Origin of the sequence: Domibacillus robiginosus (assembly GCF_000966195.1) — a bacterium.
Classification (GTDB): Bacteria; Bacillota; Bacilli; order Bacillales; family Domibacillaceae; genus Domibacillus; species Domibacillus robiginosus.
Genome location: NZ_LAHL01000009.1, coordinates 55,722 through 81,148 on the forward strand (window position 1 = coordinate 55,722; position 25,427 = coordinate 81,148).

General features: G+C 47.6%; 26 protein-coding genes, 1 pseudogene and 1 riboswitch. Of the genes and pseudogenes, 4 read left to right on the forward strand and 23 right to left on the reverse strand.

Going from position 1 to position 25,427, the window contains the following annotated elements; all coding sequences use genetic code 11:
- Positions 1-208: 208 nt before the first annotated feature.
- The 7 genes and pseudogenes from VP97_RS05335 to VP97_RS05360 form a co-directional block, all read right to left on the reverse strand.
- A pseudogene (locus VP97_RS05335) lies at positions 209-868 on the reverse strand (thymidylate synthase); the annotation flags it as partial.
- Positions 869-1,053: 185 nt separating this feature from the next.
- Positions 1,054-1,824, reverse strand: coding sequence for a class I SAM-dependent methyltransferase (locus VP97_RS05340; protein WP_050180660.1), 771 nt, complete (start codon positions 1,822-1,824; stop codon positions 1,054-1,056).
- The gene (locus VP97_RS05345) at positions 1,821-2,252 is read right to left on the reverse strand and encodes a BrxA/BrxB family bacilliredoxin (protein WP_050180661.1); all 432 of its coding nucleotides are present in this window, start codon (positions 2,250-2,252) and stop codon (positions 1,821-1,823) included. Before VP97_RS05345 ends, VP97_RS05340 begins: the two co-directional genes overlap by 4 nt.
- Before the next feature lie 12 nt (positions 2,253-2,264).
- Positions 2,265-3,389, reverse strand: coding sequence for a conserved virulence factor C family protein (locus VP97_RS05350; protein WP_050180662.1), 1,125 nt, complete (start codon positions 3,387-3,389; stop codon positions 2,265-2,267).
- A 51-nt stretch (positions 3,390-3,440) separates the two neighbouring features.
- The gene (gene mntR / locus VP97_RS05355) at positions 3,441-3,860 is read right to left on the reverse strand and encodes a transcriptional regulator MntR (RefSeq protein ID WP_050180663.1); all 420 of its coding nucleotides are present in this window, start codon (positions 3,858-3,860) and stop codon (positions 3,441-3,443) included.
- An 86-nt stretch (positions 3,861-3,946) separates the two neighbouring features.
- A complete protein-coding gene (locus VP97_RS23200; RefSeq protein WP_082220243.1) occupies positions 3,947-4,123 on the reverse strand; it encodes a zinc-finger domain-containing protein in 177 nt (58 codons plus the stop codon).
- 22 nt (positions 4,124-4,145) lie between these two features.
- The gene (locus VP97_RS05360) at positions 4,146-4,802 is read right to left on the reverse strand and encodes a reverse transcriptase-like protein (protein WP_050180664.1); all 657 of its coding nucleotides are present in this window, start codon (positions 4,800-4,802) and stop codon (positions 4,146-4,148) included.
- 51 nt (positions 4,803-4,853) lie between these two features.
- On the opposite strand from VP97_RS05360, the gene VP97_RS05365 reads away from it, so the two are divergent.
- The gene (locus VP97_RS05365) at positions 4,854-5,240 is read left to right on the forward strand and encodes a reverse transcriptase-like protein (RefSeq protein ID WP_050180665.1); all 387 of its coding nucleotides are present in this window, start codon (positions 4,854-4,856) and stop codon (positions 5,238-5,240) included.
- Between the two features lie 64 nt (positions 5,241-5,304).
- On the opposite strand, the gene VP97_RS05370 is transcribed toward VP97_RS05365, so the two are convergent.
- The 5 genes from VP97_RS05370 to VP97_RS05390 all read right to left on the reverse strand — a co-directional run bounded on the left by VP97_RS05370 (position 5,305) and on the right by VP97_RS05390 (position 12,495).
- Positions 5,305-6,207 carry a 5'-3' exonuclease gene (locus VP97_RS05370; RefSeq protein WP_050180666.1) on the reverse strand — a complete coding sequence of 301 codons (903 nt, stop codon included), beginning with the start codon at positions 6,205-6,207 and terminating at the stop codon, positions 5,305-5,307.
- Entirely contained in the window at positions 6,197-7,027 is an 831-nt protein-coding gene (locus tag VP97_RS05375) for a sulfurtransferase (RefSeq protein ID WP_050180667.1), read from the reverse strand. The genes VP97_RS05370 and VP97_RS05375 overlap by 11 nt, the downstream gene beginning before the upstream one ends.
- Complete coding sequence (locus VP97_RS05380) at positions 6,972-7,211, reverse strand: hypothetical protein (protein WP_050180668.1); 240 nt, start codon at positions 7,209-7,211, stop codon at positions 6,972-6,974. The genes VP97_RS05375 and VP97_RS05380 overlap by 56 nt, the downstream gene beginning before the upstream one ends.
- On the reverse strand, positions 7,198-10,818 hold the full coding sequence (locus tag VP97_RS05385) for a dynamin family protein (protein WP_050180984.1): 3,621 nt from the start codon (positions 10,816-10,818) through the stop codon (positions 7,198-7,200). Before VP97_RS05385 ends, VP97_RS05380 begins: the two co-directional genes overlap by 14 nt.
- A 1,203-nt stretch (positions 10,819-12,021) precedes the next feature.
- Positions 12,022-12,495: a chemotaxis protein CheX gene (locus VP97_RS05390; protein ID WP_245629843.1), complete on the reverse strand. Its 474-nt coding sequence runs from the start codon at positions 12,493-12,495 to the stop codon at positions 12,022-12,024.
- 217 nt (positions 12,496-12,712) lie between these two features.
- Here VP97_RS05390 and VP97_RS05395 point away from each other — a divergent pair, with 217 nt between their 5' ends.
- From VP97_RS05395 to VP97_RS05405, 3 genes are read left to right on the forward strand one after another with little or no spacing between them, the layout of a single operon-like run.
- Complete coding sequence (locus VP97_RS05395; protein ID WP_050180669.1) at positions 12,713-14,392, forward strand: hypothetical protein; 1,680 nt, start codon at positions 12,713-12,715, stop codon at positions 14,390-14,392.
- 27 nt (positions 14,393-14,419) lie between these two features.
- Positions 14,420-15,841 (forward strand): S-layer homology domain-containing protein, encoded by a 1,422-nt coding sequence (locus VP97_RS05400; protein ID WP_050180670.1) that lies wholly within the window; start codon positions 14,420-14,422, stop codon positions 15,839-15,841.
- A gap of 18 nt (positions 15,842-15,859) precedes the next feature.
- A complete protein-coding gene (locus VP97_RS05405; protein WP_050180671.1) occupies positions 15,860-18,193 on the forward strand; it encodes a VWA domain-containing protein in 2,334 nt (777 codons plus the stop codon).
- A gap of 36 nt (positions 18,194-18,229) precedes the next feature.
- Here the strand turns inward: VP97_RS05405 and VP97_RS05410 are convergent, their stop codons facing one another.
- From VP97_RS05410 to VP97_RS05470, 11 genes are all read right to left on the reverse strand, one after another.
- Positions 18,230-18,487 (reverse strand): DUF2188 domain-containing protein, encoded by a 258-nt coding sequence (locus tag VP97_RS05410; protein ID WP_050180672.1) that lies wholly within the window; start codon positions 18,485-18,487, stop codon positions 18,230-18,232.
- A 92-nt stretch (positions 18,488-18,579) separates the two neighbouring features.
- Positions 18,580-18,792: a KTSC domain-containing protein gene (locus VP97_RS05415; RefSeq protein ID WP_050180673.1), complete on the reverse strand. Its 213-nt coding sequence runs from the start codon at positions 18,790-18,792 to the stop codon at positions 18,580-18,582.
- 146 nt (positions 18,793-18,938) lie between these two features.
- Positions 18,939-19,535 carry a hypothetical protein gene (locus VP97_RS05420; protein ID WP_050180674.1) on the reverse strand — a complete coding sequence of 199 codons (597 nt, stop codon included), beginning with the start codon at positions 19,533-19,535 and terminating at the stop codon, positions 18,939-18,941.
- A 393-nt stretch (positions 19,536-19,928) separates the two neighbouring features.
- Complete coding sequence (locus VP97_RS05425) at positions 19,929-20,339, reverse strand: YndM family protein (protein ID WP_050180986.1); 411 nt, start codon at positions 20,337-20,339, stop codon at positions 19,929-19,931.
- A gap of 186 nt (positions 20,340-20,525) precedes the next feature.
- Positions 20,526-20,726: a holin gene (locus tag VP97_RS05430; protein ID WP_050180675.1), complete on the reverse strand. Its 201-nt coding sequence runs from the start codon at positions 20,724-20,726 to the stop codon at positions 20,526-20,528.
- Between the two features lie 285 nt (positions 20,727-21,011).
- Positions 21,012-21,422, reverse strand: coding sequence for a DUF2512 family protein (locus tag VP97_RS05440; protein ID WP_050180677.1), 411 nt, complete (start codon positions 21,420-21,422; stop codon positions 21,012-21,014).
- A 230-nt stretch (positions 21,423-21,652) separates the two neighbouring features.
- Positions 21,653-21,835, reverse strand: coding sequence for an alpha/beta-type small acid-soluble spore protein (locus VP97_RS05445; RefSeq protein ID WP_050180678.1), 183 nt, complete (start codon positions 21,833-21,835; stop codon positions 21,653-21,655).
- Between the two features lie 195 nt (positions 21,836-22,030).
- Entirely contained in the window at positions 22,031-22,255 is a 225-nt protein-coding gene (locus VP97_RS05450) for a hypothetical protein (RefSeq protein WP_050180679.1), read from the reverse strand.
- A gap of 77 nt (positions 22,256-22,332) precedes the next feature.
- Positions 22,333-22,926, reverse strand: coding sequence for a hypothetical protein (locus VP97_RS05455; RefSeq protein WP_050180680.1), 594 nt, complete (start codon positions 22,924-22,926; stop codon positions 22,333-22,335).
- Between the two features lie 285 nt (positions 22,927-23,211).
- Entirely contained in the window at positions 23,212-24,516 is a 1,305-nt protein-coding gene (locus VP97_RS05465; protein WP_050180682.1) for a nucleobase:cation symporter-2 family protein, read from the reverse strand.
- A complete protein-coding gene (locus VP97_RS05470; protein WP_050180683.1) occupies positions 24,513-25,097 on the reverse strand; it encodes a xanthine phosphoribosyltransferase in 585 nt (194 codons plus the stop codon). The genes VP97_RS05465 and VP97_RS05470 overlap by 4 nt, the downstream gene beginning before the upstream one ends.
- Positions 25,098-25,206: 109 nt before the next feature.
- Positions 25,207-25,306: riboswitch (purine riboswitch) on the reverse strand.
- Between the last annotated feature and the right edge of the window lie 121 nt (positions 25,307-25,427).

Sequence of the window (25,427 nt, forward strand, 5' to 3'; positions counted from 1 at the left end):
AGACTATATCACGGTCTATTTAAGACCCTCTGCGTTTCGAATCCCTATCGCTTGGATTCTACTCCCATATGGGATAGTCGTTTGGCATTTATTTATTCCTTGTGTAAGGGAATAAAACTTAGCACAGGATTGTCTTGGTTTTTCAAGAGGTTCCCTGTTTAGCAGAGTTTTTCATTACAGATTTCTCTGTAAAGGCGCCCACAAGTTAACGCTGGTAAAGCTGGCAGGAAAGTTTTCCATCGGCCACGTAAAATTGAAACATCGTATGGCATGGCGGCAGTGCCATGGACGGCACATCCTCCGGGTTCCAGGCAGAGACGATCAAGCGTCTGGAGTCGGGCGTTTTTTTGATCATCTCGATCACATCGCCAATTTGGTCAATGGTTTCGCCCTGTGACGTTTTCCACGCCCGCCACTGGCGCCCGTATACATCTCCAAGCTCGCCATACGCTGCGGCAAAAGCCTTGTCTTCGAGGATACGCTCCTTAAACAGCGCCATCTGCTCGTTGTACTGCACGGCAAAGGCTTCATCCGCTAGAGCACGCCGGCCGAAGTCGGTCATGTCCGGTCCTTCGTATTCCGCACTTTCCACCCAGCGCTTGAAGGCCCATTCATTCCAAATATTATTGTTGTGCTGGAGTAAATAGCGGATATTCGTGTCCCCTTTTAAAAACCAGAGCATTTCAGAGGCAATCAGTTTAAAAGCGACGCGCTTGGTTGTTAAAAGCGGAAACCCTTCCGCTAAATTAAAGCGCATCTGCCGGCCAAATACGGAGATCGTACCCGTACCGGTCCGGTCTTCTTTTTTATTGCCGCTTTGTAAAATATCCCGGCACAAATCAAGGTATTGCTGTTCACTTCTGCTCACCTGTATCTCCCTTCCGATCTCAGTGGATCGTTCACTTGCTTTCTCTTTCCCTTCCGCATCATACCAAGAAGGTTTTTTCGGTTCAAGTCTTTACAAATCTTCGTTTATCACATAATAAAACGGACCGATACAAAAGCGGGGCTTTTGATCGGTCCGTTGATTGGTTCATGACATTAACCGGCGCTTTAGCGTTCAATTGTGCCAAAATGAAACTTCGACGTTTTGCGGATCTGCTGGGTAAAACCGAGCTTCGCAAACCGTTCAGAGCGGAAATGATCCTTCAGCACCACGCGGCGCCTCGCAATCCGCTTTGCTTCACGAACGGCTTCTATCGTTAAGTCTGTATAGGAAGCGAATGACCGGAGCGGTGCAATTCCGCTTGAATCGACTGCGGTTTCAAACATGGGATCAAAATAAACGACGTCAAATGACGCATCCGGCACCCCTTTTAAATACGTGTGATAATCCGCTGCTTGAACCTGTATTTTCCTCATCGCTTCAAGCAGCGGCGCCGGACCGTCTGTCCAGGAGGCAAGTCCTTCCCGGACGATGTGCGCGATCAACGGGTTTGCTTCTACCGCTTGAACCCGCCCTGCTTCTCCGACAGCCGCAGAAGCCGTAATACTATCGGCAGCCGGACCCATCGTGCAATCTAAAAACGACATGCCGCCCGCAAGGCCGCATACGTTCACGAGCTCATCTTCTCCGCCCCCGGTCAGCCGCTTGACGCGAAACATAGCCGAGCCCGGATGAAAGAAAAAAGGCGCCCCGCTTCCATCATGCAGCTCAAGCCGCTCCTTTGATACGAGCAGCACCGGACACTCGTAAAAAGCAGCCAGTTTGCTGACTGGCTGCTTGTTTCGTTCAATAAAGGCTGCACCAAATTGCTCAGCGAGCGCCGCTGCCCTTGCCTTCACGCGGGCATCGGCACGCTGGGAGGTGGTGACGACAATCACTGGCAATGCTGATCGAACGCGGTCGTTAAATTCGCGATAATCGCACCGAGATCCTGGCCTTCAATTTGCTCGCGGGGCACAAAGTGCACGACTTTGTTGCCTTTTAACAGCGCCATTGATGGAGAAGACGGCTCGAATTCCGGCATCCACGCACGCATGGCCGCCGTTGCTTCACGGTCCTGGCCGGCAAAAACGGTTACCAGACGGTCCGGCGCATGCTCATTCATAGATGCCTGAACCGCTGCCGGGCGGGCAAGCCCTGCCGCACAGCCGCACACAGAGTTAATCACCACAAGTGTTGTGCCCTCGGCTGACTCCATAAAGCTGTTTACTTCTTCTTCCGTTGTCAGCTCGGTAAATCCGGCGTTTGTCAGTTCCGCGCGCATCGGGATCACCATTTGCTTCATGTATTCTTCATATGCATTCATCTTTATTCCTCCTTATTGGTTCCGGGCTTCTGTCATTTGCTTCCACACCGAACCTTTTGCTTCTTCTCCGCCTTCAATTCGTTCAATAGCCATCATAATCTGCATTTTCACTTCGAATTCCGGATCATCTGCTGCCTCGCGCAAAGCCGGAAGCGCGGATTCGTCTCCGGCTTCATATAAAAACATCGCTGCACGCCAGCGGACGATTTTGCTTTTGTCCTTCAGCGCCCGGGTCATGGCATCGGCGGCTTCCGGGAATCCAAGGTCACTCATGCAGTCACCGGCTGTACGCCGTACTGTCACAGCCGGATCTTCGAGCGCTTTCTTTAAAACAGGCAAAATACGTTTGTCTTCAATCATGCCCGCATACACGACCGCCAAACGACGGATCGCTGCTTTTTCGTCCTGAAGTGCCGCTTCTAACAGCGGCATATCCGCAAGATCCGGGTCCGGCATTTGCTCCAGCTGCTGGTATCGCTTGCGCCAGTCCGCCTCGCCAAGCCACGCGTCCCTATCAGGCTTTGTGCCGTGCTCTTTATGCTGCACGAGCGGCCCGCCAGCCTGCGCCGCTTCCACCAGACGCTCCACCCGCTCTTTCGGATAAGCCGCCATGACTTCTTCAAGCAGTTCAGGGGCAATGGCCTCGAGCTCGCCGTAGCGAATGCCAAACTCCTGCCATTTGCGCTCTAAAATGTAATTGTCGCCGCCTGCTTCGGTCAATTTTCTGAACGCGTCCTGGCAGTAATCCGGCAGCGCCAGCCGCTTTTCTTCATCGGCTGAAACAAGCTTTAACTGCAGCGGAATGCCCTTGTACACTTGAATAAAGGTTTCCACTTCCCCATAGTGCTCAAGCGGCTTTGCTGCCCTTTCTTCTGTGCCGCTTTCTCCGAATGCCGCGCGGACGTTCGGCAAAATATCCTGCCAGTCGAAGCGTCCGTTCCGCTCAAGCGCGATAAAGTCAGCCACATGGTACACACCGCGCACACCTTCAATATTTAAAATGGCTTGAATGACGTCAGGAGCACCTTCTGCCGTTTCCGGTTTGTAGTTTGTGCTTTTTCCTGCCGCAAGCTCTTCGTCCAAAATCACTTTCATCGTATTTGGACTCGGCGTCGGTTCGATTTTTAAAATCTTCATGCAGGACTCCTCCTCGTTTGGAAAAAAATCCGTCCTGTTTCAGGGACGGATTTATTCCTTGTTTCGGTCATTTACTTTTTTCAGCGCTGCGATACGCGCCGGATCTTCTTCAAAGTATTCGATCAAGTCCGCGATCCGGTTAATAGAATCGGCACTCAAGTGATGTTCAATTCCTTCTACATCTTCGTAAATATGTGCTTCTTCCACTCCGATCACCGACAGAAACCGTTCAAGCAAATCGTGCCGCTCCACTAAACGCTGGCCGATTTTTTGCCCTTTTGCTGTTAACACAAGGCCCCGGTACCGCTCGTAGACAAGGTATTCATCCTTATCAAGCTTTTGAACCATTTTCGTTACGCTGGACGGATGAACCGACAGGGCACCGGCGATGTCTGAAACCCGGGCATATCCTTTTGTATCAATCAGCAAATAAATCTGTTCTATGTAATCCTCCATACTCGGTGTCGGCATAAGGACGTTCCCCCTGACATTGTCATCAATAAAAGTGTACTATAACTATTCTTTCTAAACAAGGAAAAAGCCGGGCATGAGCCGGCTCAAGAAAGCTTATCTCCGTACTGTTTTAGTTTTTCTCCGATGGTGCATTCGGAAATGCAAAATTTATGTGCTGCAATTTTGCCTCTTTCTTTACGCAGTGTGCTTTTCACGAGGCAGTCTTTGCAGTACGTATTCAGTAGCTCTTCCACTTCGAGCAGCAGTTCTGTTCGGCTCAACACGTGGCACCTGCCTTTCACGTTAACTTCCGATCTCCGCATGGCTGGAGATCGATGTGCCTTCAAGTGCTTGCTTGGCAAGCTGGTCAGCTTCTTTATTGTGCCTTCTATCCACCGGTTTGTAAAGTGGCTTGAGTCGCATGGACGCGATTTTTTCTTCAATTCGCGCCAGGAAGCGGGCATGGGTTTCCTCATAGCATGGCCAGTCCCCGCCCAGCTGGTTTAACACGGTAAGTGAATCACCGGTAATCGTTACCGGCTGGCTGTTTGCCCCAATCTCCTCAAGCTTTTGCATCGCAAAATAAAGCGCCGCATACTCGGCTTCATTGTTTGAATCAAGCCCGTCGAGACGGGCATTTTCGCGCAGACGGTAACGCCGGCCGCCTTTTGTGTAGTAAATCGCTGTACCCACACCGGTGCTAGACGATTCGACGTCAAACCCGCCGTCAAACAGCACGGTAATGTTCTCCGGCTCTTCGTCGAGTTTTTCATTTAGCTTTTTAAATTCCTTTAATGTCCATTCCTGGCCAAGCTCATCGACAATCTCTATTTCCTTTACGCGGCCGGTTTTCAGCAGGTCGTCAGCCGTTTTCTGTACGAGGTGCCGGTCAACCGGTTCCGACGTAAACGTTGTTTTCACGCCTTTAAAATCATATATAAAACGGATTGTCATTTGCATTTCGCTGCCTCCATTCTTTAAAATAAGAAAGAAAAGATCGGGGGAATGACTATGTTTGAAGTGTATACAGACGGAGCCTCAACCGGCGATCCCGGCCGGGCGGGCGCAGGTGTTGTGATTCGCTGGGACGGTAAAACCGAACGATTTTCCATTCCGCTCGGAGAAATGGATACGCATGCGGCCGAGTTTACGGCCGTGATTAAAGCACTTGAGCTGTGCAAGGAACGGGGTGCCCAGACCATTTCACTCCGGAGCGACTCCCAGACGGTCGTAGCCGCTATTGAAAAAGAATACATTCATAAGCCAGCCTACAAACCGCTCCTGCAGACCATTTTAACGATGGCCGATGAATTCCCGCTTTTTTTCGTAAAATGGATTCCATCCAAACAAAACAAAGCAGATCAGGAAGCCAAAAATGCGGTGCGGGCCAACCCGTAAAGGATTGAGGCTGTCTCCCCATCAGTTTCTTCAAAATCAGAAATGATTATGTACGCATCCTGCCTCAATCAAAGCCAAATGGGTCAACTTCTGTGTAGCCTGTATGGCGAGCGAGGCGGGACAGCCCCTTCATGCCATGTTCCTCTATAAAGGAAACTGCTCCTTCACCTGTACCGGTAAAAGCCGCCTGCTCCCATGACCAATCCAGCGGAACATCGCAATGAATTTCCGCCAATCGTTCTGACATACGGAGCATCTCTTCGCCTTCACGCAATTTTTTTTGAAGCGATGGCGTCATGCCGTCAATCCCGGCCAGGACACCTTCTGTTGTGCCAAACTCGCGAATAAGCTTGAGTGCCGTTTTTTCCCCAATGCCTTTTACCCCCGGATAACCGTCGGCCGCATCACCCATCAACGCTTTTACATAATGAAACTGCTCCGGCTGGATGCCGTATTCTTCGCGAAACAGCGCTGCATCATACGTTTTCCAATTGCCGTATCCAGTTTGCAGCAGCCACACATAATTGTGTCCGTTTAACAGCTGCAAAAGATCCCGGTCGCCGGTTAAAATGTATGTTTCCGTTTCCTTTGTCCACTTGGAAATGGTGCCGATGCAGTCATCTGCTTCATAATTTCTTACCCCTGCGTTGTGCAGAGAAAACGCTCTTGTGGCCTGCTGCGCCAAATCAAATTGCGGCGTCAGCTCTGCTGGCGGAGCCGGGCGGTGTGCTTTGTAAGAATCAAACATATCGGTGCGGAACGTGTCTTTGCCCATATCCCAGCAGACCGTAATGTGGGTCGGTTGAATACGGTCAGCGGCTGCAAACAAATGGCGGATCAGCCCTTGCACCGCGTTGGTTGGAATTCCGTTTTCATTGTACATAAACCGGCCACTCGGGGCGGTTTGAAAAAAAGAACGGAATAGAAGAGCCATTCCGTCCACAAGCAATAATTTCTTAGATGTCATTTATATCCTGCCTTTCTCTTTCAATCGGGCGCGATTCGTCACTCGACCATTCGCTATAGCTGCCCGGGTAAAGCTTTACATTGGTGAAGCCCGCCTGCTGCAGGGCTAAAATATTTGGTGTTGCGGATACGCCTGAGCCGCAATACACAATAACCGGCTCATCCGTTTCTATCCCAGCAAACCGTACCTGCTGCGCTTCGGCGGGCTTCCATTTGCCGTTTTCCATCGCTTCGGCAAAAAAACGGTTGATCGCCCCAGGAATATGACCAGGCACTCGGTCAAGCGGCTCGGATTCGCCTAAATAGCGCTCCGGTGCTCTTGAGTCGATCAGCAGCGCTTCGCCTGATGCCACTTCTTTTATAGAAGCAATCATATCCGGCTGAAGCTGAACCGTAAACTGTCCTGATTGACGATGCGGCTTTGGCTGCTCTCTTGTGACCGGAAGGCCTTCGTTCGTCCACGCGGCAAAACCGCCATCCAGTATGCAGGCATGTTTGTGTCCGGCATACGTCAGCAGCCACCAGAGACGGCCGGCAAACATGGAAACCCCGTCATCATATGCCACGACAATGGTATCATCCGACACACCGCAGCTTTCCATAAATGCCGCAAAAACGGTCATGTCTGGCAGCGGATGACGCCCGCCGCCCTGTCCTTTTTCACCCGACAGGTGATGATCCAAATGAGCATAATGAGCGCCGGGAATATGCCCCTCCTCGTATAAAGCAGCCCCTTTTGCCGGGTCAGCTAAATCAAACCGGCAGTCAATCACCACGACCCCATCCTGTTTCTCCTTCAGCCATTCCGTTGTGACGATCATCCAACCGCTCCTTTTCCATTAACGTTTTTACATGCTCCTTCGGGTCCCAGCAGTCAAAGCGGTAATCTGGCTTTGTGCGGAACCCGAGCCGGTGGCATGTATACACCATTCCGCCCGGCTCCCTTACTGCCCGAAAATGCTGGCAGGTGGCACAGGCGTGAAACCGCGACTTACGAAATGTCACGAAGAACCTGCTCCCACTCGTCGATATTGCCGGTTTGTTCGAATACAAGCAGCCACGCTTCAAACTGCTCTTCTACATCAAGGCGCATCGCTCGTTTCAGCTCGGCCGTTTCATGGTCAATAAAAGCGAAGGCACTGGCCAAAAGCCGTCCTTTTTGCTCCAACAAATAGCCGTCAGCAAGCCCTTCGATCTGCTCCTGCAGCTTTTGCATCATCGCCTGCTTTTCATTTCTTTCAAAAAACGCTTTGGCATTTTTAAACAGGGACAGTGTACCTGAAAACGGCTCAATCGGCTGATCTGAAAAAGCCGTTTCAAACTCTGGAACCAAAAGCTTCCCGGTTTGAACCTCAGAAAGCAGCAGCTCCGGCTCGATCATGCTGGCTTTGTTGACCAGACGCGATTGTTTATCCTGCATTAATTTTGCACCGTGATTTTCCACACGGATAGAAGTGGCCCGCATTTCCTGTGCCAGGTCATAGCCGACTGACTGAAGCAGCTCTGAAAGCGCCCGCTGAAGAGCCGTTTTCGTATCCTGCTGGCCGCTTAAGGTCGCCGGATTAAATGATTCCTTGAAAAAGTCGGAAAAGCGGTAAAATACACGCTGTTTGACGTAGTGGACAAGCTCATCTAGCTCCTGCGTCATTCGCTTTTGTTCGACTTCTGTTGTTTCCGCTTCGATCGCTGCGGTCATTTTGCCCTGCTTCGCCCGCAGCTCCTCCCGTTTTTGTTCACCCTGATTGACACTTTCTTTGGCAGCCGCGATCAGCTTTTCGAGCTGGCTCACACCCCGCTCGGCTTCCGCTTCGGCCGACTGCACCGCCATCTGGGCAAGATCGCCGGTTAAAAAGGAACGGAACGAATCTTTAAATGGCTTCATGCCGGACTGCGGATGATCCCACTCGCCCCGCATTGCTTCCTCCACTGCCTGCATGCTGGAGACGCCATGCAGCCTTGGGAACCGGATGCCGTATTGCAGCAGCTGGTCTCGGACATAGTCTTTTACATCGTTTAATTCTTCTTCGTTTGCGGCCAAATCGATCGCGTTAATCACAAAAAACATTTTATCAAGCTCAAATGCATCTTTCACACGGCCGAGCTGAATTAAAAATTCACGGTCCGCTTTTGAAAAAGCATGGTTGTAATACGTAACGAACAGGATGGCATCCGCATTTTTAATGTATTCAAACGCAACACCGGTATGGCGGGCATTGATTGAATCTGCTCCCGGTGTGTCCACGAGCGTGATGCCAAGCCGTGTAAAATCACAGTCGTAATATAAATCGATCGAATCAACAAAACAGCTTTTTTGTTCTTCCGCCACGTACTGCCGGAACAAATGGAGATCGACGCGCAGCGTTAAATCCTGCTGCGCCCGGTACGCATCGAAGCCTGCGGCAAAAGCGCGTAAAAAAGACAGGTGAATTTTTTCTTTTCCTTCTCCCTCATTCGCAGCGAGTACGCCCGGTACAATGGTGAATGCTTCCTCGAGCGAAGAAGCGCTCCGGCCAAACAAGCCAAGTGACGCATTTACATCAGCCAGCATAACTGCTTCTGGCTTCAAGTGAACATCAGCAGTCCGGTGCGCATGCTCACTGTCCACCGGATGAATCCGGTTAACGGCCGCTGTCGTCGGATTAGGAGAAACCGGCAGCACCTTTTCGCCGAGCAATGCATTCGCAAACGATGACTTCCCGGCGGAAAAAGCACCGAACAGCGCGATCGTGTACGTTTGATTTTCAAGACGGGCCGCTTTTTGCAGGGCGCCATCCACAAACCGGGCAAATCCAGGTATATGCGCAAGGCGGCCGGCCATTTGACGCAGTCTCGTTACCACGGCTTTCGTATCTCCTTCTGCTGCCTGCGACTGCTCGGGCGCTTCAACCGTTTCAACACGGCTTTTTTCTTCTGCTGCCCACTGCTCTACACCATCGTATAAAACGGCTTCTGCATCCTCGGCCTGCCATTTTTCCTGCAGCGTATGGAGAATGCGCGGCAAAACAGGATCTTCCTCGGACACGATCCGGCGAAGCAGCGCTTCTCTTTCCGTCCGTTCTCCTTCAAGCACCGCAAGCGTCTGCTTTGCTTGAAGCCGTTTTGCCCACACCCTGTGTTCTTTTTCGTATTGAGCGTATTCGTGATCAAGCTGTGCGGTTAAAACAGGCGCGGCTTCGTTCTTCCAATCCTCCGACACGGCACGGGCCCGCTTTTTCACAAGAGAGGCAACATCCTCGGCATAATTCAAAACGGCATCCCCGGTTACGCCGGCTCCCGGCTTAACGGCCTCTTTCGCCACAGAATCATCGACCGGTACCGAAAGCGATTCTGCTTTTAGCGCAAGAGCCGGATCGTCCAGGCGGCTTTCCTTCAGCCAGGCCGCACTTGTCTGGCGAATCGCCCACTCCAGCTGCGCTTCCGTTTGCTTCCCGATATCCTCTACAAACAGCCGGAGCCGCTGCTCTCGTTCTTCTTCGGTTTTCTTTTTCGCAAACAGCAGGCCGACTTTAAAATCCGGCCGTGTTGATTCCAAATAGCTGCGTGCTTTTTCACGTGTGGCAGCCGGCATTAAAATCGCATTTTTCAGCACATCGTCGCGTCTTGCTTCATACTGCTTCAGCCAAAGAGAGGCATCCCGCTTTTCCATTTCTGAGCGGAGGGCTGCTTCTCTTTCTTCAATTGATTGGGCGCCTGCTTCTTCTACAATGGCTTCAAGCGGTTCTGCTGTTTGCTTTTGCTGCTCCGCGAGCCACTCCATATGCTCATGTACCAGGCGGTTCATCATCGTCTGCGCCGACTGCTCTGACAGCTGCTCCCGCTTTTGGATGCTGTCTTGAACGAGTGCCTGCACTCTTTCAAAATCATTATAAGGAAGGGAACGGTTACGCAGACTCGTAAAATAAAAAGCTTCCGGTTCTACGTTCCACGTCGCAAAAGAATCCTTGACGGACTGGCGAAACGCATCGAACGATAATTCTTCTTCTTTATGCTTATCAATCTGGTTAATGATTAGGAACAATTTGACGCCATGAGACAGCAGCTCTTTTGTATAAATAAAATTCAGCTCAGATTGAACATGGTTGTAATCCATTACGTAAAACACCATATCCGCTAAATGAAGCGCCGATTCCGTAGAAATCCGGTGGGCATCATCCGTTGAATCCACTCCCGGCGTATCCATTACAGTCACATCCGGCGGCAGGCTGGAGCCGGCATGGCCAATTTCAATCGAAGCGACTTCATCGCCATCTTTTGCAAATTTCTTCACATGATTCATGTCGTACGGCGCCTTGAAAAGAAGCGGGCGTCCGTGATGATAATGAATTTTCGCAAAATCCTCTGCAGCCGGCTTGATTTTTACTACATTGGCGCTTGTGGGAATCGGGCTCGAAGGCAGAAGGGCTTCTCCTGTTAGTTCATTAATCATCGTTGATTTGCCGGCCGAGAAATGACCGCAAAACGCAACAATCAATTCTTTTTCGTGCAGCTTGCGCAAAAACAAAGCCGCTTTATCCGCGCGCTCTGTGTCCCCATTATGTAAAAACTGCTCATATAAACCGGCCGTACGTGTACGGATTTCTTCAAGTGTCCGTTCAGCTGTTTGCGTTGCCATAAGAACATTCCTTTCGATGCAAAGCGTTTTCTTTTTATTGTATACGATTTCGCGCCAATAAAAAAGGATACAGAGCACCAGCTTTTGCCGGTTTTCTATATCCTGTTCCACTTTATTTTCTTAAGGCAGGCGCTTTGCTTCCTTTTCCAGTATGATCAAGCACGTATTTCATCACACCGCCATATGTAACAACCGTTGCTGTAACAAATAACCAGACCATTCAAACGCCCACTTTCATATTTGATAATTGATAATTGATAATTGATAATTGATAATTGATAATAATTTTCATCCTCATTTATATGGTAGCACCTTTTCGAAAAGAACTCAATAAAAAAAAGATGCTTGATTGAGCACCTTTCAGACTGTCGAAAAATGATTGATAACCATCACAAGAATAGGATAGATCGGCGGCTTCCGGGCAGCTCCGCTTTCCATGGGGCAGGCGCTGGCCGGACGCCGCCAAGTGGCTTGCACCAAGAGTGTATAGAGCTAAAAAGGTTGTTCTTTTTCTTTTTAAACAAGAGAAAAATGTTTATCCAATCCCTGGCTGATTGATCTTCAACACCACTTATCGGCTCTTCTTTGAAAGAGAAAGACTTTGTCTACACACTGAAAGGTGCTTGACTAAGCACCTTTTTCCTTCGTGTTGAAAAACAAAGAGGCCAAGAGGAATTTGTTTTCCAAAAAATATATGGGGCATGTTTCATTTTTAGCTAACCCGAAAGCCTTCCCTTTTGAAAAAAGTGGCAGCGGGGCTGCAGGCTGGCGGCTGTGCTGACAGCAGAGGCGAACGCTGAACCAGCCATCGCTTTGCGCTGTCCCTTTTACCCTGTCTGCTCGTCCCTCGGGAGTCTACGCCGACAGCCCTCCGCCCGTTGTGTTTCTGAAAAACAGAGAAGTTGAAAGGTTTTTTCTGTTCTTTCCAGCAAAGAAAGGGAAACACACTGGGTTTCACTGGCTTCCTTTCCTCCCCACAAAGGCGGCAGGCGCGGGGCGGAGATTCCTAAGGGCCTAGCGGGACAGGTGTGATCGGCTTTACCGCAAAGCGGTGAAAACGATCTCACCGCCTGCCCCTTGGAAAGCGGAGCCCCGCGAATGCCGCTTCTTCTATGCTTCGGCTAAAAGCGGTCACACACAGGGGGATCAAGCCAGAATGAAAGTGCCCCCTTATATTTCAACAAAATGAAAAAAGATGCTTAATTAAGCACCTTTTTCAATATTAAGCACAAGCCGGTAATCGCCGGCGTCTTGAAAAGAAAGCGGCAGTTCGATTGCCTGCTTGAATCCTGAAATTTTCGAATCGCCCACAATAATTGTCGGCGGCGTAATATCGATTTTGATCCCTTTTGCAGACAGGGTCATGCCCATATTGCCGGCGACCATGTTTACAACCTCTCCTGCAAATGACTCTACCATTTCTCCTTCAATCGGCATGCCGAACATTTTCTCGCCAAGGCGGGCAAACGCCTCTTCTGGCCCATCTAATATAATCCGGCCGGGCAAATCTCCTGTAATACCGATAAAAACCCCGATAGCATGGTGATGAAACGATCCATTTAACAGCTTTGGCTGTCCTACAGTCAGTTCGAGCGGAACGATGGCTTTAAACGCCTCCACTGAGCAGTTGAGTACTTCTTTAATGATGTTGTTTTGATCTTGTTGCATCTGGACCATTGCAGCACCCCCGTGTGTTTTTTCCTATTTTACAAGAAAAGACACCGGGTGTCAGCACTTTTTTACCAAGTCATTGGAACTACCAATGTTTTTCGTTTATTTTTCATTTTTATATGAAAAACAACCCATATCTTCTTAACTTTTGGAAAAAGGATACGATATAATACTCAGATGTGATTTTTCATACTTATATTTTACTATACTGGAGGAAAAATGGATGCGCACGATTTTAGTATACGTTTATTGCTTTCTTATTTGTTTTACAGCAGCCCTTCTTACCGCCGATTCAGCAGCCGCTGCTTCTAGTGTAAAAGGCACATTTGTGGAAGCCGTTTATACCACTGTACAAATTGATGATGAAACGACAGAAAAACGGTTATCCGGTGTCACCATCGAAAATGAGCAGAGGCGAACGACAACCTTTGCCCTCGATACGAATGCGTCTTTATCAATTAACGGTATCGGCGTTACAATTGAAGCTTTTAAAACGGGAATGCCTATTGAGGCGACGATTGACCTGCGCCGCGTTAAAGCAATGACCGGCCAGTCATCAAACATACCAGGGGCCATAGATACAAGAGACAAAGTATTAACGGGAACGATCAATCGAATCGATCCAAATGGCGGCTTCGTTTCCATTCGCCTTGGTAATAACCAGACGAAAACTTATTACCTGAATGACCGAACAGAAGTATTCAAAGGAACAAAACTCGTCGACTTAAGTGTACTGTACGAAGGAGACCGGGTGAAGCTTACCTTTTCTTCTTATAACACTCCCTACATACAATCCATTGACGTGAATACGCAGGGAATCAAAATAGAGCGCCTGGTAAGGGGAACAATTCAAACAATTGATCCGATTCGCCGTAAGCTGACCATTCAAAATGAAAAAACATTTAAAGACTGGAAGTGGGACGACAAACTTCCCCGCCAGACAACCAGCTATACATACACTGCAAAAACACCCATTTACGTCGGCAATCAGCCGATCGCGATTGACAAAGCCCGTTATTACCGAAACAACGAAGTATATTTTGTGACGGTGCGGCAGTTTGATAAAGAAGTCATCCAAAAAATCGTCATTAAAAAGGGCAACGAGCGGACATTTTATGAACCGATGCTTTCTGTCTCGCTTGCTCAGAAAAAACTCACTCTGCAAAAGTCGGGCTCGGTTTCTTACCACCCAGGAACCATCCTGATTCGAAATGGGCGCATTGTCGATGCCAGCAGCCTTCCTTTTAAAGGCTCTGCTTTTGTGGTAACAGATGGACGGCAGAAAAGTGAGTATGCCAACGTCATACACATTACAAATGATGGATTCGACAGTCCAAACCTGGTTCATCACTCGCTTTATTTTGGACGTTTAACTGGGACAAGCAGCTATCAGCTGTCGCTATCCAATGTGCAGAAACTAACGGAAAACAGATGGACAGCCCTGCCAAATACTTCTCTGGCATTCAGCAATGATACAGCAAGCGTTGAAGACTTTAGAGAAAACGTCCTTACAATCGTACCGCAGCAGGATGAAGTAAAAGAGCATCTCGGCTCTTACGGGTATTTTTATGTATCAAACGGCCATATTGTCGGCATGCACCTGATTGGCGAAACCAGTTTGAAGGCACAGCTCATCTCGGTTGGCCGTTTAGAAAAAGTCACGTACGGCTCTTTACAGAATGACCCTACGAAAACGGCACCTGTAAAAATAGATGTTCGAAATGTAAGCCGCTTTATGGGCGGTGCCTGGGACGAAGCAGGCTACATTAAAAATATGGACATTCAGCAAACAACCTTCATCCGGGACGGGCACGTGATTTCCGCAGAAGAGCTGAACGTCCATGACCGGTTGTACATCGTCCATGAGTCGGTTGTAAAAGGCCGGATCATTCTTGTTAATTAATAAACGTTTCAATGAAAGGATGTTTTGATGAACAAACTACTTGCTTACACTGCAGCCCTACTGCTCGCTTTGAGCGCTTCTTTCCTTTTTACGAGCGCTGCATCGGCCGCGCCGCTTGATTATAATGGCGGCGTGTACAATGAATACACATATGAAGAATATGTATTTGTCTCCGGAAAGCCGGTGAAATTCAGCGGGAGAGTGACCGTTTCTGGGCGCGAAACGGACACACAGCGAACAGAAACATACCGCTATACCCTGACAGGTCCTGGTACGAAAGATAAGCTGACCCGAAGTGTTTCTTACGTAACGGATATCGATGAAAAAACGGAAAAAGGACAAACCACTTCCCAGACATCCGTTAAAAGCTATTCTGAAAAAATCGCCATCGACACTGAAACATACACGCTTGACGATTATCAGCTTTCTCAGGGAACCGTCACGGACAACCGGCCCGCATCAGACTACTATTCCGGAAATGCAGCCGGACGAAAAACGTATATCCAAAAAAGCAGTGGCGCACCTGTGACCATTCATTTCAGCGGCCGAAATGTCGGCTATGAAAATTTTTGGGGCGCAACCGAAACGCAAATTATCGATTCTGAAGTTGTAACCAGTGGAGGTACCTTTTCTGTCACAAGCAAAGTATCGGACAGCAAAACGAAATTTCTGCAATATGAACCGCATGAGCCTGACTTGTCGAGCTTTACCGGCGGCTATGCACGTATTAGCGAACAGTCGATGATCGGTGAATATGTTTACACGCAGCCCGGCAGCAGCGTTGAACAAACCGTTCAAGTCGGCCAGGAAAGAGTTCCGCTTATTGAAAGGCTCATTGTGCCAAAGTTTCGTGACTTAAATGGACACTGGGCAAAGGAAGATATTGAACAGCTGTATGCCCTTGGTGTTTTTGATGATTCCAGCACTTTTTTCTCACCAGGCACCCGAATGAACCGCTATCCCTTTATTGTGGGTGTTATGAAAGCAGCGGATATCCGCGTGCTGGAGCAGCCGAAAAAGCAAAAAACACCGAAAAAAGCTATTTTCTCTGATCTTGATCCGCAGGAAAAAGATTATTTATATATTGAAAGTGCTTATGCAAAAGGCATTTCAAAAGGATACAGCGCCACAAAGTTTAGTCCAAACAGCGCGCTTACCCGCGCCGAAGCAGTAGCCATTTTAGTTCGGGCACTCGGTCTTGAATACCGGGCACCGGATCCTGGCTACCATACCGGCTACGTCGATGATTCCTCTATTCCGAAATGGGCCAGGGACAGTGCGTACGTCGCGACCCAAATTGGTCTTGTTTACGGTGATGCAAACAACCGGTTCAACCCGACCAAGGCACTCACAAGAGCAGAGGCTTCTGCTCTAACAATCCGGTTTCTTCATTTCATGGAAAAAGACTTAAAGCAAAACTACCGGGACGATATGTTATTTTTCCAATAAGCGAAAAGGATGGCTTTTATGAACGTTTTTACTCAAACAAAACGGCTTGTTTTCCTGCTGGTTTTTATGATGGCCGGGCTCGCCTCCTCTGGCTCCGGACAAGCAGCCGTTCCATTTTCCGATGTCAGCCCCAATCACTGGGCGTACACATCGATTGATTGGGCTTATACGAATAAGCTTATATCCGGCTACGCCAACGGAACATTCGGCTCGAAGCGGACTCTTACGGAAGCTGAATTTCTCGTCATGCTTACCCGGTATGACTGCTCGGGTGACCCGCAGCCGAAAAGCCAGACGGGTGACCGCCACTGGGCTGCTTCAGCGTATGCTTATGCAAAAAGCAAGCATCTGCCGCTCAAAGGCTACAGCGATTCAACGCTTCGGGACAAGCCTGTTACCCGTGGACAGGTTGCCCGAATCGTGGCGGCTTTTCATGGCTTCGACTTAAACGAGCATCATGCTGTTCAATACATGTATATAAATCAGCTTTCAAGCGGCAAAACAGGCGTGAAGGATTATGCGGATTACGGAGCGGCCCAGTCATTAAACCGGGCGGAAGCGGCTGTTTTCCTGCACCGCCTCGCCGAAAAGGGCAAATGCCAGCTGACAGGCCTTACTCAAGATGCTGCGGGCAAAGACAACAGTAAATACCCGCTGCCTGCTGATTTTCTTCCCGAGGGCACCGTTACGTTCCCGGAGCCGGACGGCACAACGCCGTCACCGGGCAGCCTGCCTGCCAGGGATTCACGCATTGAGGATATCGACATTGAAAAAAGAACTCTGACAGCCAATGGAATCAATTCAACCTTCATCACACTGTCTCTAAAGGATTGCTACGGCAACCCTATTTCATATGATGAATCTTTTTCTTTCCAGGCTTTTTCTCAATCAGGAGGAACGGTTTCGAACGGCCAGCCTGCTATAGAGGAATCTCCGGTTGAATTAACGTTTGAAGTTTCCTCTTCAGCAGCTTATACCCAAACAGACGGACCTGATGTAACCGTCAAAGTAACAGCACCTGCTCTGACAAGCGAAAGGAAGGATACGATTTCATTCCAGTATGCGGGGCAAAAGACTGAAAACGACAAAATGGCGTGCTACCGGACCCCTCCTGCTGTTGATATAACATACGTGCCGAAAGCCGAGCTGCAGGTGTCATCAACCCGGTCCGAAATGGCAGCAAACGGCAGTTCAACAGCAGTTGTAACCGCTAAAATTGTGCAGCCGGGCGGTCAGACCATCTCCGATTACAACGGACGGGTGCGGTTTTATTCGGCAAAAGGAGCTCTTCTGTCAACGAGCGACGTTACTCTTTCAAACGGAACCGCGTCTACACAGGTCACGTCATTGTCTTCTTCTTCACCGGTGGAGGATACCATTTACGCCGAACTGATTCAAACGGATTCAAGGTACCGGGCGGTAAACAATGAAATTACGTCGGAAACACACAGCACATCCATTTTATACGATCCGGGTCTTTCAACGATTGCAGGCTGCGCCAGAGACGATTTGGAAGTCGCCTTTATCATTGATTCATCCCAAAGCATGACGCGAAGTGACCCGGAACGGCTGCGTGTATCTAAATCACAGAAATTACTTTTGACCTTACAGGCAAAGCTTAATGTAACGACCCGCTTTAACAGCCAGGGCACGCCTTTATACGGATCAGGCCCATTATTGCCAGTCGCACATGACAGTTTATATAATGTTTTTCAATCAGGCGGCACCAATATTGCGAATGGTATGGAAACGGCTTTTGGACAATTTCAACAGCCAGACGCAGGCACCAGAAAAATAGCCATTCTTGTCACAGACGGAAAATCAAATAAGCGCCAGGTTCTTGAAAAAGTAAAAAAAGCCCGTGAAAACGGCATCACCATTTTCACAATCGGTCTCGGTTCAAAGGAACAGCTGGATGAAGTGCTGCTGCAGCAGGCAGCCCAGGAAACGGGCGGACGCTATTTTCATGTAGAAAAAAGCAGCCAATTGAGCACAGCCTACCAGACCATTTTAACGGAATTGTCCTGTGGCGAGCTTTTTCTTGGCTGCTCACCATCCGGAAACGTCTTTTCTGCTCCCTCGCTGCGGGAAACTGAAGATACATTTTATATGAACACCTTTATCGACGAAGGCTGTAGCGGAGAGGTAAAACGAGTCATCGTTCGCTTCCACTCGTCAGAAGGGTCGATTGATTATGATTTGATCTACCGGGGACAGAGGTATTTTGCCCTGAAAAAAGACATGGAAGAAATTATCCCTTTAGCGTTAGAACGGGAAGGAACCTTTCTTGCTTTTGATAAAGATGGTATATTACTCGGGAGCCGGACAATTCCGAGACTGACAATCAAGTAAAAGGATGCCTCTCACAGGCATCCTTTTTTCTTCGTGCTATTCACTTTGATAGTTATGCTGCTTTTCAATTTGTCCATCGTCATTATGAATAATTGCCATTGTTCTGGCTTCTTCCGCCATTTTTTTTGCTTCGTCCACCGCTTCGGATTTTGAGCTAAAGGTGTTATCAGGCTCGTCTTCTCCTTCTGTTTTAACAGCCCACTGACCATCACCGTGAGGAACAACATGAAATCTTGCTTCGTCTGTACCAGCCCGGTCTTCAAAATATTCACTGCGCTCATTGTTTTCAGCCATGGAGAATCCTCCTTTTTTGAAATGGGTGTTTGTTTCACGGTACCTTTACCCGGTTAGCAGGTTTAAAAACACAAAATGGCGCCGCGCCTTGATCACCAAACACGTCTGTACCGGTAGTGGTCTTTAATAAACGCAGCATGATATTTTCCGTGAGAAGCAGCAGTCATCAAGCCTTTGTAAACATATTCTGGAACTTCTTCATAATCATAAATGCTCTGGTCCTGGAACTCGATCCGAAGAATTTGATGAAACGGATTGTAGCCCACTTTTTTTAAATGAGAAGAAAACACATCGGCCATGTCCATTTGATTTGTCTCCCCCTTGCTCCTTCGCTTTTATACATAAACTTATTTTTTCATTAACCTTTCCGTTTTACCCGCTCGTTTAAACGAAAAAGCAGCCCCCTTCTTTATCCCTAAAGAAGGAGGCTGCCAACCCGGGGCAGTTATGGTTACTCTCTGGTGGATGCTTTGGCCGGCCAGGAAGCAGTCGAACTGATAGAAGGTGAAGATAAAGCCCTTTTTAACACTCCGTTCGTCACTACAACACTGGCTATGACTGCTGCAGCCAGAGCAATCAGCGAACCAGGCAGTGCCGGCTTGACAGTCATAAGAAAAAGAATGGCTATTGTAAGCATGGTCATCATTACAGCGGAATGCCACAGTACCCGGTCCTGCACTTTCTCCATGACAGCAGCAGAAGGCGTGCTTTTGGTTTCTGCATTCGCTGCTGTAAGAATGGCTTTTAAGCGGGGGAGATTAACGATTGGACCTAGAACTGTCATCATGACGAGCAAAGCTAGTGAGATATTGATCCATGCCGTACTCCAACCCCATAAAGAAATAACTAAATAAAGACCTGGAAATAAAATAAAAATGACACTAATCGGCATGAGCCCGTCCATCTTTACGGCTGCAGCACACCAACTTTGTAAAGCAGCCGTGCTCCTGCAATAAAGCATATTGACCATAGCCGTCAGTGTAACACCGACGGCGGCAAACATGATCACTGTGCCGAGCACATGAAAAAACAGCATAACATTATACATCGTTTTCCCTCCTCCTTTTTCACCGCGCATCCCAATTATAGCCTGGTTTTACAAATATATGAATACTTTTTTATTATTGGCTCATACAAGCCGATTGAAATAACATGGAGTCAAAATGGTCAGGTGCGGTCAAGCTTACACTTACATCCGCACTCTTGAAAATGAGTTTCGGCGAACAAGCTGCGACAGGTATAAAAATAAGAAATGAATACATCAAAAAGACGCCTTCCCACCAGAGGGAGCTTTTTCTTTTGCAACAATAAAAGCCCGCCGGTTATGGCCGGACGGGCTATTTCATTTATTTTTTACTATTTTATTTATCATGCTTTAAAACAAAGAAGAGTATCTCTCATGATCATACGTGCCGTCATCGAGCTCAGCTTATTTTAAAGATTATCTTGCATGATTACGGGCATGTTTTTCGTCAAACACATGGTTATCCAGGTATTTGTGGAAGAACCATTCACCAGCGGCAATCAAAATTGCTGAGATAAAAGCAGCTGCGAGAACATCTCCATCATTGATAAAAAGTGATTTTCCCATAAGCCAAACAACAAAGAAAGCGAGTACTGCATCTGATACAGTGGCAATGGCGTTTCTCTTAGTATGATCTGCATGACGGGCATGATCATCGCCTACTTTGCGAAAAACAAGTAAATCACCGAGTACATAAGCAACTACTGTAAGAACAGCACTGATAAGAAGTGTATCACTGAACTCCCCGTCGTAAATGCCCGTAAGGACAATCCCTAGTACAACTGCAACCATAACAAATTTGATAATAAGTGCTTTTACATGATCCACATTGCTTCCTCCTTTTTCTTTGATGCTCATGTAATACCCCAAATAAAAAGAATAAACACTTATTTAATCGTTTTCATAAATATAGAAAAAGATTCTTTTGGAAATAGGGTGGCATCGTCGCTCACCTGATCCCACGCTTAACGCAAATCATGGTACGCAAAAAAAAGCCGCCCGCGCGTGGGCCGCTCATTTTTTCTTTTTGTCCTTGTACCCGTTCCCATTTGAAGGATTATTGATGATGCCTGCTGCAATCAATATGGTCAATCCCGTGTTCACATAAGCATCATACCTTTCCGGCATCGTTATCATTCCCACATCCTGCAGCACCATGCCGGCAAGCGATGCCACTGCGACCCACAATCCGTAATTTTTAAACCGATTTGTCATCGCGTTAGCTCCCCTCTCTGAACTCCAGCCGAATAAGTCTCACTGATGGCCACCGCTGCGACTAAACCGAACATATCGGTCATTACACGATATTCGTCTGTCACCTGGAATGCGACTGTTTTCTCCTTTACTCCGATTATTATTGTGACGCCATTGGGAGGATGAACAAAGCAAGAGAGGTGCAGAAATTTATGATTGACTACCTTGAACAAAAAGCTGCTAAACATAAAAAAGCCCGCCGAAATGATCGGACGGGCTTGTTCGTTTATAAAACTGCTTAAACGATTATCTCACCTGGTTATGAGGATGCTCGTCATCAAATACATGATGATCCAAATACTTGTGGAAGAACCATTCACCCGCTGCAATGATTATTGCTGAGACAAAAGAAGCTGCTAGAACATCTCCGCCATTTATAAACATGGATCTGCCCATAATCGAGACAACAAAAAAAGCGAGTACTATATCTGATACAGTCGCAAGGGCATTTCTCTCAAAATGATCTTCCTTGCGTTCATAATCGTAGCCTTCTTTATTGAAAATAAGCAAATCGCCGATTATGTAAGCTACAACGGAAAGAACGCCACTGATAAGAAGTGTATCACTAAACTCCGCATCGTACATTCCAGTAAGGACGATCCCTAGAACGACTGTAATCATCACAAACTTCATCACAATTGCTTTCACATGATCCACATTCTTTTCCTCCTTTTTCTTCGATGTTCAGTTAATACCCTTTATAGAAGAAATAAACAGTTATGCTTTGTTTTTAATATAGCTGTAAAAAAGAAATATTTTGCCATTGAATTGTTAATTTTTTTTTAAAATTGGGTTCTATTCAAGATGAATGCTGGTCATTACAAAAAAAGCAGAGGGCCCATGTTCTGGACTCCTCTGCTTTTTCCTTTTTCATTGCACTTTGTTTCCTAATGGCGAGACAATTGCTGCTTTGCCATTTGCACGAGGCGTTTGGTGATTTCACCATTGACACGCGACGGAGCATCGGCCCCAGGCTGGACGCCAAATTCAGCAGCGATCTCCTGCTTTAATGGATCGACAGCCTGCCGGGCTCCCGGGACCAGCAGCCGATTGCGATTGCTGCTTGACATAACTCAATCACTCCTCTTGTTTTTATTATTCGCCTTGCCTTACCAGTATGGGTCGCTCCTATTTCCTTCATCCTGAATTGTCTCTAGCCATAAATATTGTTTTTCTTTCCTTAACCTGCTCCGTTCGTTTAATTGGAAAATCACTACCACTACAAAGCTTACATTTAAAAAAGCAGCCTCTATAAGGCCGCTTTTTTATGCGTTATACTTCGTCAGATATTTCTCTTTTACCATAGCGTAACGGCCTATACTCTCTACCGTCTCCGTGGCGGAAGCAATGTCAAATAGCCTGGCAAGCTCATCCGCCTCCACTTGGATATCTGTTATATCGATTCCCTCCAGGCTTTTACCTTCGATTTTTGCCAGCAGGGATTCGTCACCATCGATAATCATTTTTTCGCCAGTATACAGCATCTTCATTTATACATCCCCTTTTTGTTTGGAAAGCATCATCAGCTTCTCGCTGCCTCTAGTAGCGGTTCAACCATATTACATCGTTACTGAACCGCTTTTCTAATTTCGTCTTCAAATATTGTATATTTCGAGCCGTCTGCTTCGTCATGGCCGCGGTGAAACCAGGCTATTTCACGAAGCTTCGGCAGGTCCATCGTCTCAAAATCGTATCCAACCTCACGTCCGGCTTCCATAATCTTTTGATTCACACTTTTTTTCAGCTTTGAGTAAGACGCAACCGCATAAAGATAATGCGCTTTTGCCGCTTCAATCTCCGCAAGAGCCGCTGGCAGCTTCTCCTCATAATCCGCAACCGCTTCTGTCCTGGCTCTTTCGAAAATTTCTTTTGCGCTCGCTCTCAGTGCAGGCGGAGCAGTTAATGCATGCTGACGTTCTTCCATTGTCTCCAAAAGCAGTTCTGTTTGAGCAATTTCCCGACGCAAAGCCGCATCTTTTGCCAGCGATTCCTCAGAAGGATTAGATACGCAGGCCTGCTGCTCCCCAAGCTCAATACGCAGCGTACCCAGTTCTTCCTCAAGTTCAACGTATTTTGCGGCCAAACCCTCCGCCGCTTCTTGGTGCTCTTTTTGTTTGGCCCGATGCTCCTTAATCAACGTGTTCAACGATTTTTTCGCCATATTCAAATCTCTCCCTCACTTTATAATTTGCGCAACTCCATATGTATTTCATTCAGCCGAGTTGCTTGCAAACATGAAATGAAGGCCCGAGGTGAAGATGCCGTGAACAATATAGATCCCTTTCTGTTTAAAGGACGGTTTTGCCAGGCTCGTGAAAAGCAGTTTAAAGCCTGTTTACATGCCCCATTACGTTTCCGTCCACCTTTAGAAATTTTTCTTCTTGAAAACAAAAAAAAGCCGCCCCCATCTTTTTTGATCAAAAGAGATGGAGACGGCGTTTTTTAATTAAGAAACTTTGTTTTCTACAACGGAAACCGACGCTTTTTTGCGGCCTAATTCGTTGAAGACGATGTTTAACACAATTGCTGTGACACTGCCGGCCACAATGCCGTTACCTGTTAAGATTTGAATGCCGCTTGGCAGCCCCGCAAACAAATCCGGTACAACGGTTACGCCAAGACCCAGGCCGACCGAGCAGGCGATAATCAGCAGGTTTTCCTGTGCGTTCATATCCACGCGGCCCAGCATTTTAATTCCCTGTGCGACAACCATTCCGAACATGGCAACCATTGCGCCGCCCAACACACTCGATGGAATAATCGTTGTGAATGCACCGATTTTCGGCACAAGCCCAAGAATGATCAAAAAGCCGGCTGTATAAAAAATGACGCTGCGTGATTTCACGCCTGAAAGCTGCATGAGCCCGACATTTTGTGAAAAAGCGGTGTAAGGAAACGCATTGAAAATACCGCCAAGCACAATTGCCAGTCCTTCTGCGCGGTAGCCTTTTGCTAGATCTCTTTCAGTTACTTTTTTATCGCAAATATCTGAGACGGCAAAATATACGCCTGTTGATTCAACAAGGCTGACCATTGCCACTAAAATCATCGTTAAAATGCCTGTCCACTCAAACGTTGGTGTGCCGAAGTAAAACGGCTGAACGAGATGGAACCAGGACGCATCCGCCACGGCGGAAAAATCAACTTTCCCCATGAAAAAAGCAAGGATCGTCCCAAGCAATAACCCGAGTAAAACAGAGATTGAACGAGCAAAGCCTTTGAAAAAGCGATACATGACGATAATCACAGCCAGTGTCGCGAATGCAAGCGTAACATTCTGGGCAGATCCGAAATCAGGGCTTCCTTGTCCGCCACCCATATTGTTCATGGCAACCGGAATAAGGGTTACACCGATAATTGTTACAACAGAACCGGTCACGACCGGCGGGAAAAAGCGGACAAGCCTGCTGAAAAACGGTGCAATGAGAAAAACAAAAATACCGGAAGCGATAATCGCGCCGTAAATAGCAGAAATGCCATTTGCCGCTCCAATGGCAATCATTGGACTGACGGCGGTAAAGGTACAGCCGAGTACGATAGGCAGGCCGATGCCGACCCATTTGCCGCGGTACACTTGAAGAAGCGTCGCAATCCCGCACATAAAAATATCAATTGACACAAGATACGTTAACTGAGCCGGCGTCATGCCGACTGCTGCGCCCACAATCAGCGGAACAATGACTGCTCCTGCATACATCGCTAATACGTGCTGAATACCGAGTGAAGCGGTTTTTAAACGCGATGGCTTCATTGGTGCACCTCCACTTTAAATTGGATTTTCCCATCCTGAAGAGATTGGATTCTGGCAAGTGACTCTACCCGTACGCCTTCCCTTTCAAGCAGCGCTCGTCCGTTCTGGAACGATTTTTCAATCACGATGCCAATGCCGGCAATCCTGCTTCCTGCCTGCTTGACAATATCCATTAAGCCAAGAGCCGCCTGGCCATTTGCCAAAAAGTCATCAATGATTAACACCGTATCCTCTTCGGTTAAAAATGACTTGGAAATAGCGATGCGGTTTGTTGTTTCTTTCGTAAACGAATAAACGTCCGCTGTCAGCAAATCATCGGTCATTGTCAGCGACTGGCGCTTGCGGGCAAATACAACAGGTACGCCCAGCACAAGGCCTGTCATAACAGAAGGAGCAATACCGCTTGATTCGAGTGTCACAATTTTCGTAATGCCTGCTCCCTCGAACAACCGGGCAAATTCTTCTCCAATATCTTTCATTAACTGCGGATCAATCTGGTGATTCAAAAACGAATCTACTTTTAAGACGTGCTCGGAAAGCACTCGTCCTTCCTGTTCCATTTTTTCATGCAGACGCTTCATGGTGTGTGTATCCTCCTTTGATTCGTCTTCAGGCACAAAAAAAGCCTGAAGCGCAACGTATTCCTCAAAAAAAGAGTGAACAATTGCCTTCAGGCAGCGAACAGACGGAGCCGTTCTCTTGTTCACTCATAGTCGGATCATTTACGGTGTCCGGTAGAAACTTGCAGGCCAATTCCCGCGATTATATGAGTGAATATGTTTAATTGATAGTCCTTATGATAGCATATTGCTCCAAAAAATCAATACGAAACACGAACATTTTATTTTTTAATTTTTTAATCATTCGTTTTATTTTTTTGTGCAGTGCGTTAGAAAAAGATAATATGGGTA

What these genes read in the sequence shown, in the direction of transcription:
- VP97_RS05345 (WP_050180661.1), bottom strand. Translation starts at nt 2,252, where the DNA reads ATGAATGCATATGAAGAATACATGAAGCAAATGGTGATCCCGATGCGC.
- VP97_RS05350 (WP_050180662.1), bottom strand. Translation starts at nt 3,389, where the DNA reads ATGAAGATTTTAAAAATCGAACCGACGCCGAGTCCAAATACGATGAAA.
- mntR (WP_050180663.1), bottom strand. Translation starts at nt 3,860, where the DNA reads ATGCCGACACCGAGTATGGAGGATTACATAGAACAGATTTATTTGCTG.
- VP97_RS05360 (WP_050180664.1), bottom strand. Translation starts at nt 4,802, where the DNA reads ATGCAAATGACAATCCGTTTTATATATGATTTTAAAGGCGTGAAAACA.
- VP97_RS05365 (WP_050180665.1), top strand. Translation starts at nt 4,854, where the DNA reads ATGTTTGAAGTGTATACAGACGGAGCCTCAACCGGCGATCCCGGCCGG.
- VP97_RS05370 (WP_050180666.1), bottom strand. Translation starts at nt 6,207, where the DNA reads ATGACATCTAAGAAATTATTGCTTGTGGACGGAATGGCTCTTCTATTC.
- VP97_RS05375 (WP_050180667.1), bottom strand. Translation starts at nt 7,027, where the DNA reads ATGATCGTCACAACGGAATGGCTGAAGGAGAAACAGGATGGGGTCGTG.
- VP97_RS05385 (WP_050180984.1), bottom strand. Translation starts at nt 10,818, where the DNA reads ATGGCAACGCAAACAGCTGAACGGACACTTGAAGAAATCCGTACACGT.
- VP97_RS05390 (WP_245629843.1), bottom strand. Translation starts at nt 12,495, where the DNA reads ATGGTCCAGATGCAACAAGATCAAAACAACATCATTAAAGAAGTACTC.
- VP97_RS05395 (WP_050180669.1), top strand. Translation starts at nt 12,713, where the DNA reads ATGCGCACGATTTTAGTATACGTTTATTGCTTTCTTATTTGTTTTACA.
- VP97_RS05400 (WP_050180670.1), top strand. Translation starts at nt 14,420, where the DNA reads ATGAACAAACTACTTGCTTACACTGCAGCCCTACTGCTCGCTTTGAGC.
- VP97_RS05405 (WP_050180671.1), top strand. Translation starts at nt 15,860, where the DNA reads ATGAACGTTTTTACTCAAACAAAACGGCTTGTTTTCCTGCTGGTTTTT.
- VP97_RS05410 (WP_050180672.1), bottom strand. Translation starts at nt 18,487, where the DNA reads ATGGCTGAAAACAATGAGCGCAGTGAATATTTTGAAGACCGGGCTGGT.
- VP97_RS05415 (WP_050180673.1), bottom strand. Translation starts at nt 18,792, where the DNA reads ATGGACATGGCCGATGTGTTTTCTTCTCATTTAAAAAAAGTGGGCTAC.
- VP97_RS05420 (WP_050180674.1), bottom strand. Translation starts at nt 19,535, where the DNA reads ATGTATAATGTTATGCTGTTTTTTCATGTGCTCGGCACAGTGATCATG.
- VP97_RS05430 (WP_050180675.1), bottom strand. Translation starts at nt 20,726, where the DNA reads ATGACAAATCGGTTTAAAAATTACGGATTGTGGGTCGCAGTGGCATCG.
- VP97_RS05445 (WP_050180678.1), bottom strand. Translation starts at nt 21,835, where the DNA reads ATGTCAAGCAGCAATCGCAATCGGCTGCTGGTCCCGGGAGCCCGGCAG.
- VP97_RS05450 (WP_050180679.1), bottom strand. Translation starts at nt 22,255, where the DNA reads ATGAAGATGCTGTATACTGGCGAAAAAATGATTATCGATGGTGACGAA.
- VP97_RS05455 (WP_050180680.1), bottom strand. Translation starts at nt 22,926, where the DNA reads ATGGCGAAAAAATCGTTGAACACGTTGATTAAGGAGCATCGGGCCAAA.
- VP97_RS05465 (WP_050180682.1), bottom strand. Translation starts at nt 24,516, where the DNA reads ATGAAGCCATCGCGTTTAAAAACCGCTTCACTCGGTATTCAGCACGTA.
- VP97_RS05470 (WP_050180683.1), bottom strand. Translation starts at nt 25,097, where the DNA reads ATGAAGCGTCTGCATGAAAAAATGGAACAGGAAGGACGAGTGCTTTCC.